Raw genomic sequence first — 9,934 nt, forward strand, 5'->3', positions numbered from 1 at the left:
TGAAGCCGTCGCAGACGCCCGACACGACAGCCGTCTTCTTGATCTTCTTGCCAATGGCCATGACCGTGGCCAGCACATCCTTGGCGGTTTCCTTGCCGCGCACCACTTCCAGCAGCTTCATCACGTTGGCCGGGCTGAAGAAGTGCATGCCCACCACGTCCTGCGGGCGCTTGGTGAAGGAGGCGATCTTGTCGACGTCCAGCGTCGAGGTGTTGGACGCGAGAATGGCGCCGGGCTTGGCGACTTCGTCCAGCTGCTTGAAGACGGCCTCCTTGACGCCGATCTCCTCGAACACCGCCTCGATGATGAGGTCAGCATCGCCCAGGTCCGCGTAGTTCAGCGTCGTGCTCAAGAGCGACATGCGCTGGGCGTATTTGTCTTCCTTCAGCTTGCCCTTCTTGACCTGCGATTCGTAGTTCTTCTTGATCGTCGCGACGCCGCGGTCCAGCGCTTCCTGCTTGGTCTCCAGGATGGTGACCGGGATGCCCGCATTCAGGAAGTTCATCGAGATGCCGCCACCCATGGTGCCGGCGCCGATGACGCCCACCTTGGCGATGGTGCGCAGCGGCGTGTCTTCGGGCACGTCGGAGATCTTGCTGGCCACGCGCTCGGCGAAGAACAGGTGGCGCAGCGCCTTGGACTCGGGCGTCAGCATCAATGCCATGAAACCCTCGCGCTCGGCGCGCATGCCGTCGTCGAACTTCATGTTGACGGCACTGGCCACGGTCTCCAGGCAGCGCAACGGCGCGGGGAAGTTCTTGCTCATGCCGCCCACCATGTTGCGGGCGAACTGGAAGTAGGCCTCGGCGTTGGGGTGGCGGGCCTTCAGGTCTCGCACCTTGGGCAGCGGGCGCTTCTCGGAGACTTCTTCAGCGAACTTGACGGCGGCATCGACCACGTCGGCGTCGACGATCTTGTCGAACAGCTTCTGGCCCGGGACCATGGCCAGCATCTGCGCCTCGACCGGCTCGCCGCTGACGATCATGTTCAGCGCGGGCTCCACGCCCAGCGCGCGTGGCAGGCGCTGCGTGCCGCCGGCGCCAGGCAGCAGGCCCAGCTTCACTTCGGGCAGTGCGACCTTGGTGCCGGTCTGCGCGACGCGGTAGTGGCAGCCCAGGGACAACTCCAGGCCACCGCCCATGCAGACGCTGTGGATGGCCGCGACGACCGGCTTGCTGCAGTTCTCGACGACAGCGATCAGGCTCAGCAGGTTCGGCTCGGCCAGCGCCTTGGGGCTGCCGAACTCCTTGATGTCGGCACCGCCCGAGAAGGCCTTGCCGGCGCCGGTGATGACCAGGCTGGTGATGGCCGGATCGGCTTCGGCGCGCTCCACGCCGGCGGCAACGGCGGCGCGGGTGGCAAAACCCAGGCCGTTGACCGGCGGGTTGTCGAGCGTGATCACGGCGACGCTGCCGCGAACTTCGTAATGGGCTGTCATGGGCACGACCTCAGTTGGCGGGCCCACCGCGCCTTGCGCAGCCGGCCCAGAATAGAACGACCGTTCGATTCTAGGCAGCGCCCGCCGCGCAGTCTTGTCCCGGCAGTGACAAAGGCGCGCCCGGTATTCCGGGCCGAGCGCCGGGCCGCTCCCAAGCCGGCCTGGCTGGCGATGTGCTTGCCGGTCGACCCGGCAAGCATCGCCGTCCCTTCGGGGGACCGACTGGGCGCGCCCGCGTTCAGCGGGGAGAGCCCGGGCGAGGGGCTTCAGTTCAATACTGGGACTTGGGCAGGACCACGGTGTCCTTGAACGCCTTGGCCGCCTCCGGCTCCGCTGGCGGCTGCAGCTTGGCCTCGGCATAGCGGCGCATGGCCTCGGCGGCATCCAGGGGGGCAACAGGTGCAGGAGCCTGGCGCGGCGCGGGCCGCACTGCCAGGCGCAGCTCATGGCAATCGCGCTGCAGCTGCTCCACCTGCTTGCGTGCCTGGGTGAGCTGCTGGGCGCCAAGTTGGCGGGACTGCTCCACGTGCATCACCCGCTCATGCTCGCGCTTGATTCGTTTGGCTGACCAGGCGTAGACGGCACCTCCCGCCACCAAACCGCCCACAGCAAAGCTGCCCACCAGCTGCAACAGTTGACCGTTGTCCATTTTTTCTCTCCCCTGACACCGTTGTCCGTTGGCACTGTATCGGTCTGACGGCGCAACGCCCGTCTTGCCAGGGTTTGTCACGAGTCGCCACCGCTTCGTCTCGCCCTTGGACGCCCAGCGCCCCCCGGCTAGAGTGCGGGCCATGCTGATTCCGGTCGTCTACCCACCCCGCGATCCCGCGCCGCCGCCGCAGTTTTCCCCGCCGCCGCCGCCAAAGTCGGAGGAGCCCGCGCCTCCTCCACCGCCCGAGCCGCCTTCCACGGCATCCACGACCGAGGGCGATGTGCCCTGGATGCTCTATCTGCTGCGCGTGCTGGGCCTGTGCGCCTTTCCCGTCGTCATCGTCATCGCCGGCGTCGCCGTGCTGCTCGGCCTGGAACAGGCCCGCGAAACGCTGCTGTCGCTGGAAGTRGGCAGCGCACAGACCGCCCTCCTCGTCTTCACCTTCGGCTTGTGGCTGCTGCTGGCCTGGTATGTGAGCCGCCTGCTGCTGGACCGCCGCTTCAAGCCCGACACGCTGGGCGAGTGCATGAACCCGCGCTTTGGCGACGGCCTGCGTCGCTGGCTGCCGCGCGGGCTCATCCTCGGCGGCGGCCTGCCCATCGCGATCTTCTTCCTGGTGCAGACGCGCGAGCGCCTGATCGGCGTCGCGCTGCTGGCCGTCACGGCGGGGCTGGCCCTTTTTGTCTGGAAGCGGCGCGCCTGGCTGCTCAAGCTCGGCACGGGCTCGCGGCTGGCGCGCTGGCTCGCGCTGGATGGCCGGCGCGAGGCCATCGCGCTGCTGGAGCGTGAGGACCGCATGAGCACGCCGTCGCGCGTGCTCGTCGCGCTGGTGCTGCTGCTGCAATGGGGCGTGTTCGCCGCCCTCGTGGCCTGGCCCGAGGCCACGGCGCGCGCCATCGGCTCACCGGCCCTGGTGCTGCTGGCCATGGGCAGCTGGATCGTCTTTGGCGGCATCCTGCTGACCTATGCACCCAAGGCGTTGATACGCATGCCGCTGACGCCGTTGCCGCTGCTGCTCTTCGTGGCATTTGCCCCGCTGAACGACAACCACCGTGTGGCCGACCCCGAGCGCAGCGCTCGCAATGCCATCGCCGCCCGCCAACCGGCCGACGCCTGGGTGCAAACCTGGCTGCGCACCGTGGGCGCGGACGGCAAGCGGCCGCTCGTGATCGTCGCCGTGGCCGGCGGCGCCTCGCGCGCGGCGTATTGGGGCAGCGCATCGCTGGCGCGCCTGCAGGATCTCGGTGAACAACAGGGCGTCAACTTCGCCGACTCCGTCTTCGCCATCAGCGGCACGTCGGGCGGGGCCCTGGGCGCGGCCAGCTTCGTCGCCGCCGTGGACGCCCGCCGCCAGGCGGTCGATGCTGCCAACTGCACGCCCTGGAAGCTGGTGCGCGACTTCACTGGCCGCGACCATCTCGCCACGCCGGTCGGCGACATGCTCTACCCCGACCTGGTGCAGCGCTTCCTGCCCCTGGCCGTCGCCGGCGCGGACCGATCTCTCGGCCTGGAGAAGGTCTGGACGCATGACTGGCCCAGGAGCCTGGCCCAGCAATGTCCGCTGCGCCCGACCGCCCATCCCAACCCCTGGGGAGAGGCGATGACGGCCTTGCACGGCCGCGCCACCGACGCCGAATGGCTGCCGCTGCTGGCCATGAACGCCACAGCCCTGTCGCGCGGCCAGCGGGTCTACCAGTCCGACTTCCTGCTGGCCGGTGGCGACGGCATCGACCTGCTCGACCCCTCGCTCGGCCTGGAGGTCGAGCGCATGACGCTGGCTCAGGCCGTGCACAACAGCGCCCGCTTCCCCTACATCAGCCCTGCCGCAGCCGTCCTCTTCAAGGAGGCGCACAGGGATGAGGAGAACGGCGATGTCGGCCGCGTCTGGGACCGTCTGGGCGATGGCGGCTACGTGGAAGCCAGCGCGACACTGCTGCTCTCCGACTTGCTGCGCGACCTCGAAGCCAGCGGGCGGCTCAAGGCCTGCAAGCCCGAGGACAACTGTGCCGCCCAAGGCGTCCTGGACCGCTCGCGGCTGCGCCTGCTGCTGCTGGTCAACAGCGCCTCGCAGGTCGACGACTGGCTGTGCCGCGACGCACCCACGGCTGCCGATGCGCAGCCGCTGGACGGGCGCCGCTACCGCGCCACGCACATGGGCCTGAACGAGGTGGTCGCGCCGGCGCAGGGCATCCTGAACAGCAACGACGCCCGCGCGCGGGACTCGGCAGTCGAGCTCATCAAGCGCATCGGCGGCTGCGGCCAGGTGGCGGAGCTGCGCATGCCTGCACTGCCGGGCCAACGCCAGCCGTCGATGAACTGGATGCTGAACTCGGCCTCGCGCGAGCTGATCGACGCGGCACTGCTGGAGAAGCTCAATGCCACCGACCCGGCCGTCGGCGCGGCGCAGGCCCAGCTGGTGGCCCATCTGCGCCAGGCCAAGGGCTGGATGCTGCAGATGAAATAGGGCCGTCACAATGCGGCCCCCATGCCCAGCTTTCTCCTGCACCTCTGCACCGCGCCGCAGCGCCGCGCACTCTGGCGCGCCCTGCTCGCCGTCCTGCTCATCGTCATCACCTGCCTGGCCCTGAGCCCGGCACCGCCCAAGACCATCACCACCGGCTGGGACAAGTCCAACCATGCCCTCGCCTTTGCCGCACTGGCCTTCAGCAGTGTCTGGGCCATGTGGCCCGTCTCGCAGCGGCCGCGGCAATGGATCTGGCTGGTGATCGCGCTGATCGGCTACGGCATTGGCATCGAGATCGCGCAGAGCTTTCTGCCACCGCGCGAGGCCGACTGGCACGACGTGGTGGCCGACAGCGTCGGCATCGCCCTGGGTCTGCTGGCGGCCTGGCCCATCACAGCCAGCGCAGCACGCCGACCGTGACGGCGGGCACGAACAGCAGCAGCAGCAACCTCAGCACGTCGCTGGCCAGGAAGGGCATGACGCCCTTGTAGGTCTCGTTCATCGGCACGTCGCGCGCCATGCCGTTGACGACATAGACGTTCAGCCCCACCGGCGGCGCCAGCATGCCGATGCCCACCGTCATCAGCACCAGGATGCCGAACCAGATCGCCTTGGGCTCGGGCGCRAGGCCGAACAGATCCAGGCCCATGATGGTCGGGAAGATGACGGGAATGGTCAGCAGCAGCATGGACAGCTCGTCCATCACGCAGCCGAGCACCACATAGAAGGCCAGCACGCCGGCGACGATGGCCAGTGGCGGCACGGGCAGCCCGCCCACCCACTGCGCCAGATGCGCGGGCATCTGAGTCAGCGCCAGGGCCGAATTCATCATGTCGGCGCCGAGGAAGATCATGAAGACCATGGCCGTCGTCTCGGCCGTGCCGAGCAGTGCGCGCTTGAGTCCATCGCCGCGCAGCTCGCCCGACAGCAGGCCGCTGGTCAGCGTCGCCAGCGCGCCGATGGATGCGCCCTCGGTCGGGCTGAACCAGCCCCCATAGATACCGCCGAAGACGACGACAAAGATGGCCAGCAGCGGCCATACGCCCAGCAGAGCGTGCCAGCGCTCGCTCCAGCTGTGGCGCGGTCCCGGCACGGCCAGATGGGGCCGCAGCCGGCAGGTGATGGCGATGACCGCGAGATAGCCCGCGGTTGCGATCAGGCCGGGGATGAAGGCGGCGGCGAACAGCTTGGCGATGTTCTGCTCGGTCAGGATGGCGTAGACGATCAACGGCACCGACGGCGGGATCAGAATGCCCAGCGTGCCACCCGTCGCCAGCACGGCAGTGGACAGGCGCCCGTGATAGCCCGCGGCCTTCATCTCGCCGTAGGCCACCTGGGTGATGGTGGCGCAGGTGGCCACCGACGAGCCGCAGACCGAGCCGAAAGCGGCCGACGCCAGGATGGCCGCAAAGGCCAGGCCGCCGCGCCAGTGGCCGACCCAGGCAGACGCGGCGCGAAAGAGTGCCTTGGAAAGCCCGCCCTGGGTGGCGAACTGCCCCATCAGCAGAAAGAGCGGGATGACGGACAACTCGTAGACCGTCAGCCGCGCGACGGCGGAGCCCTTGATGAGGTTCAGTAGCGCGGCGTCATTGCTCATCCAGGCGTAGCCCAGGGCCCCGGGGATGAACATGGCGGCCGCGATGGGCACGCGCAAGGCCATCAGCGCGAGCATCAGGGCGAAGATGGCGAGGCCGGCTGTCATCTGTTCCCGAGCTTGGCTTGGCGCACAGGCCCATGCCCGGAGTTCGCCCGGGCGGGCGACCTACTTTCTTGTGCGAACAAGAAAGTAGGCAAAGAAATCGCCCCTGCGAAACCGCCCACCCGCAAAGCGGGTGGGTGCCCTGCGATGCTCGAAGACCGAGGCCCGCGCAAAACTCCCGCCGCTACGCTCTGGTCAAACAGTTGCGCGGAGCCAGTTGTTGAAGCGCGCCAAGGCGCGCGCCTCGGTCTCCTGTGCTTCTCGGCGGTTTCAAAGGGGGAATCCCAAACAGCCGAACAACCAACCGCCAAACGCATCAGACGGCTGGTGCGGGCTGTTCCTTCACTCCCCCTTTGAGTCCCGCCGAGGAGCGCACGGCCTTGAGGCCGCGTGCGCCAGCACGCTTCAAGCTCTGACTCCGCGCAACTGTTTGACCACAGCGGCCCTTGGGCCGCGACGGGAGTTTTGCGCGGGGCCTCAAGGACGGCGCACCGCAGGGAACCCCTCGCTGTGCGAGGGGCGGGCGGTTCGGGGGCGACTCTTTGCCTACTTTCTGGTCGCTCAGAAAGTAGGTCGCCCGCCGGGGCGAACTCCCGGCYGGGCCTGGCCATCAAGCTTCACCTCGCTGAACAGCTTGCACCACCGCAATCACCGCCGTCAGTGCCAAGCCTGGCGCCAGGATGGCGTAGGCCCACCACATCGGCRGGCCCAGGATCATGGTCTGCTCACCGGCCTCGTCCACCGCCGCCGCGCCCATGCCGGTGCGCCAGGCCAGCAACCCCAGCATGACGGCCAGCAGCAGCGCGCCGAAGCGGTCCAGCGCGCCATTGACGCGCTCGGGTGCAGCCTGGGTGAAGAAGTCCACGATGATGTTGCCGCGCCGCAGCTGGCACCAGGGCAGGCACAGCGCGATCGCCAGCGCGATGCCGATCTGGCTCAGTTCCACATCACCACGCACGGGGCTGGCGAACAGGTTGCGGCCGATGACGCTCCACAGCGTCATGCCGGCGACGAGCAGCGCGCAGACGCCGCCCAGCAGCGCAAATACTGCCGCCAGCTTCTCAAGCCATTTCACTTCTTGTACTTGGCCAGCAGCGCCTGCGCTTCGCTCAGCATCTGCTTGCCGGGCAGGCCACGCTTGTCCATGTCGGCGGCCCAATCGTCGTAGAGCGGATGGCTGGCCTTGATCCAGTTGTCCACCTCGGCAGCCGGCACCGTGTAGAAGACATTGCCGCGGTCCACCGCCGGCTTGCGGCCAGGCGCCTGGCTGGCATCCCAGGTGCGGCCGGCGGCCTGCGACAGGGCGGCGCCGGAGTTCCTGTCGATGACGGCCTTCAGGTCGGCCGGCAGGCTGTCGTATTTGGCCGGGTTCATCGCCAGGATGAAGACCGCGCTGTACAGCGCCGGCCGGCTCGGGTCGGTCTCGGTGTGGTACTTGACCATCTCGTGCAGCTTGACCGAGGGGATGACCTCCCAGGGCAGCGCAAAGCCGTCGATGGTGCCCTTGCTGACCGCATCGGCCACGGCCGGCAGCGGCATGCCGACCGGTGAGGCACCCAGGCTGCTGAGCAGCTTGTTGGTCTGGCGCGTCGGTGCGCGCAACTTCAGGCCCTTGAAGTCGGCCAGCGTCTTGATCTGGCGCTCGCGGGTGTGCAGATAGCCCTCGTCGTGCGTCGCGAACATCAGCGGCTTGACCGCGGCAAACTCCTTGACGGCGTACTTGCCATAGAAGTCCCAGGCTGCGCGCGACGCCGCCTCGGCGGAGTTCGTCATGAAGGGCAGCTCGAACACCTCCATGATGGGAAAGCGCCCGGCCGTGTAGCCCGGTAGCGTGAAGGCGATGTCGACGACACCGTCCTTGACCTGGTCGATCAACTGGGCCGGCGTGCCGCCGAGCTGCATGGCCGGGTAGACCTGGCATTTCAGGCGGTTGCCGGAGTCTGCCGCGATCTTGTCGCACCAGGGCGCCAGGATCTGTGTCGGCGGCATGGCGCCGGGCGGCCAGAAGTGATGCACCTTGAGCGTGATCGGCTCGTTGGCCTGCACCGCGGTCGCGGCCAGCAGGGCGGCGATGAAGGCGATTGCTTTCATGCCCGGTCTCCTTGTTGTATGGCGGCGATCCTAGGGGAATTGGCTCTGCTGACATCCCCGCACCCACCCTAGGGGGGGGTGTCCTACAGCCAAAGACCCTGCACTGACATACCGTTGGCAGCAGTTTGCGATACGGTGCCACCCATGTTGACCGAGCTGCTCCGCGCCACCCGAGCCCATTCGCTCGCCCTTGCCGCGCCCCTGTCGGACGAGGACGCCCAGCTGCAGTCCATGGCCGACGCCAGCCCTACCAAATGGCATCTGGCCCACACGACCTGGTTCTTCGAGACCCTGGTGCTGTTGCCACATCTGCCGGACTACTGCGTCTTCGACGAGCGCTGGCCGCGCCTCTTCAATTCCTATTACGAGAGCCTGGGCCCGCGTCATGCGCGCCCGCAACGCGGCCTGCTGAGCCGGCCCAGCCTGGACGAGGTCAAGGCCTACCGCCGCCATGTGGACGCCGCCCTGGCCGACCTGCTGCCCCACGCTGGCGACGATGCCCGCCGGCTGATCGAGCTGGGCTGCCATCACGAGCAGCAGCACCAGGAGCTGCTGCTGACCGACATCCTGCACGCCTTTTCCTGCAACCCACTGCTGCCGGCCTACGACGTGTCAACACCGCTCAAGGCCGTCGCCCCCGATCAGGCCTGGCTGAAGCACGCTGGCGGCATCGTCGACATCGGCCATGGCGGCAGCGGCTTTGCCTTCGACAACGAAGGCCCGCGCCACCAGGCCCTGCTCGCGCCTTTCGAGATCAGCAACCGCCTCGTCACCTGCGGTGAGTACGAAGACTTCATCGACGCGGGCGGCTACCGCGAGCCGCTGCTGTGGCTGTCCGATGGCTGGGCCACCGTGCAGGCCCAGGGCTGGCAGCGGCCGGCCTACTGGCTGGAGGACGGCAGTGTGTTCGGCCTGCATGGCGTGCAGCCGCTGGATGCCGACGCGCCTGTCATGCAGCTCAGCTTCTACGAGGCTTGCGCTTTTGCTGAATGGGCTGGCGCGCGGCTGCCGACCGAGTTCGAGTGGGAGGCGGCATGCGGATTGCCGGGCTTCGCGCTGGCCGCCGATCAGGCCTGGCAGTGGACTCGCTCCAGCTACGCGCCCTACCCCGGCTTCAAACCCGCGGCGGGCGCGGTTGGTGAATACAACGGCAAGTTCATGGTGGGGCAGCAGGTATTGAGAGGCGGCAGCCTCGCGACCCCGCTGGGCCACGCACGACCGAGTTACCGCAATTTTTTCCCGCCGGCCGCACGCTGGCAGTTCAGTGGAGTGAGGCTCGCAAGATGAAACCAGGTATCGAATGGCGCCAGCCCCGCGCCTCGGCCGACAACGAGCAGTTCGCGGCCGACCTGCACGCGGCGCTGGGCCGCGCGCCCAAGGCGATCTCGCCCAAGTACTTCTACGACGAGGCCGGCTCGAAGCTGTTCGAGCAGATCTGCGACCTGCCCGAGTACTACCCGACGCGTACCGAACTGTCACTGCTGCAAACGCATGCGGACGACATGGCTGCGCAGATGGGCGGCCAGGTGCAGCTCGTCGAATACGGTGCCGGCGCTCTGCGCAAGGTGCGCCTGCTGCTGGACGCCATCC

General features: G+C 68.1%; 9 protein-coding genes. 4 read left to right on the plus strand and 5 right to left on the minus strand.

Translation table 11 applies throughout. The features are described 5' to 3' along the window. Nucleotides 1-1,438 (minus strand): 3-hydroxyacyl-CoA dehydrogenase NAD-binding domain-containing protein (locus tag ACXJKR_RS15390; protein ID WP_457323563.1); only part of this gene is annotated, 1,438 nt, incomplete at its 3' end. A gap of 271 nt (nt 1,439-1,709) precedes the next feature. Continuing rightward, nucleotides 1,710-2,087 carry a hypothetical protein gene (locus tag ACXJKR_RS15395; RefSeq protein ID WP_457323564.1) on the minus strand — a complete coding sequence of 126 codons (378 nt, stop codon included), beginning with the start codon at nt 2,085-2,087 and terminating at the stop codon, nt 1,710-1,712. 142 nt (nt 2,088-2,229) lie between these two features. On the opposite strand from ACXJKR_RS15395, the gene ACXJKR_RS15400 reads away from it, so the two are divergent. Beyond that, the gene (locus ACXJKR_RS15400; RefSeq protein WP_457323565.1) at nt 2,230-4,554 is read left to right on the plus strand and encodes a hypothetical protein; all 2,325 of its coding nucleotides are present in this window, start codon (nt 2,230-2,232) and stop codon (nt 4,552-4,554) included. Between the two features lie 21 nt (nt 4,555-4,575). Further along, on the plus strand, nt 4,576-4,974 hold the full coding sequence (locus ACXJKR_RS15405; RefSeq protein WP_457323566.1) for a VanZ family protein: 399 nt from the start codon (nt 4,576-4,578) through the stop codon (nt 4,972-4,974). Here the strand turns inward: ACXJKR_RS15405 and ACXJKR_RS15410 are convergent. From ACXJKR_RS15410 to ACXJKR_RS15420, 3 genes are all read right to left on the minus strand, one after another. Further along, nucleotides 4,946-6,256 (minus strand): TRAP transporter large permease, encoded by a 1,311-nt coding sequence (locus tag ACXJKR_RS15410; protein WP_457323567.1) that lies wholly within the window; start codon nt 6,254-6,256, stop codon nt 4,946-4,948. The genes ACXJKR_RS15405 and ACXJKR_RS15410 overlap by 29 nt on opposite strands. A 607-nt stretch (nt 6,257-6,863) precedes the next feature. Then, nucleotides 6,864-7,328 carry a TRAP transporter small permease gene (locus tag ACXJKR_RS15415; RefSeq protein ID WP_457323568.1) on the minus strand — a complete coding sequence of 155 codons (465 nt, stop codon included), beginning with the start codon at nt 7,326-7,328 and terminating at the stop codon, nt 6,864-6,866. Next, nucleotides 7,325-8,344: a TRAP transporter substrate-binding protein gene (locus ACXJKR_RS15420; RefSeq protein ID WP_457323569.1), complete on the minus strand. Its 1,020-nt coding sequence runs from the start codon at nt 8,342-8,344 to the stop codon at nt 7,325-7,327. Before ACXJKR_RS15420 ends, ACXJKR_RS15415 begins: the two co-directional genes overlap by 4 nt. 144 nt (nt 8,345-8,488) lie before the next feature. Here ACXJKR_RS15420 and egtB point away from each other — a divergent pair, with 144 nt between their 5' ends. Both egtB and ACXJKR_RS15430 read left to right on the plus strand, forming a co-directional pair. Then, a complete protein-coding gene (gene egtB, locus ACXJKR_RS15425; protein ID WP_457323570.1) occupies nt 8,489-9,631 on the plus strand; it encodes an ergothioneine biosynthesis protein EgtB in 1,143 nt (380 codons plus the stop codon). Beyond that, nucleotides 9,628-9,934, plus strand: a 307-nt coding sequence (locus ACXJKR_RS15430; RefSeq protein WP_457323571.1) for an L-histidine N(alpha)-methyltransferase, incomplete at its 3' end; no start/stop codon positions are given. The genes egtB and ACXJKR_RS15430, both read left to right, overlap by 4 nt.

This window comes from Roseateles sp. P5_E11 (assembly GCF_054049355.1).

Bases quoted from the DNA above. Each gene is read 5' to 3' on its own strand.
- ACXJKR_RS15395 (WP_457323564.1), bottom strand. From the start codon at position 2,087: ATGGACAACGGTCAACTGTTGCAGCTGGTGGGCAGCTTTGCTGTGGGC.
- ACXJKR_RS15405 (WP_457323566.1), top strand. From the start codon at position 4,576: ATGCCCAGCTTTCTCCTGCACCTCTGCACCGCGCCGCAGCGCCGCGCA.
- ACXJKR_RS15420 (WP_457323569.1), bottom strand. From the start codon at position 8,344: ATGAAAGCAATCGCCTTCATCGCCGCCCTGCTGGCCGCGACCGCGGTG.
- egtB (WP_457323570.1), top strand. From the start codon at position 8,489: ATGTTGACCGAGCTGCTCCGCGCCACCCGAGCCCATTCGCTCGCCCTT.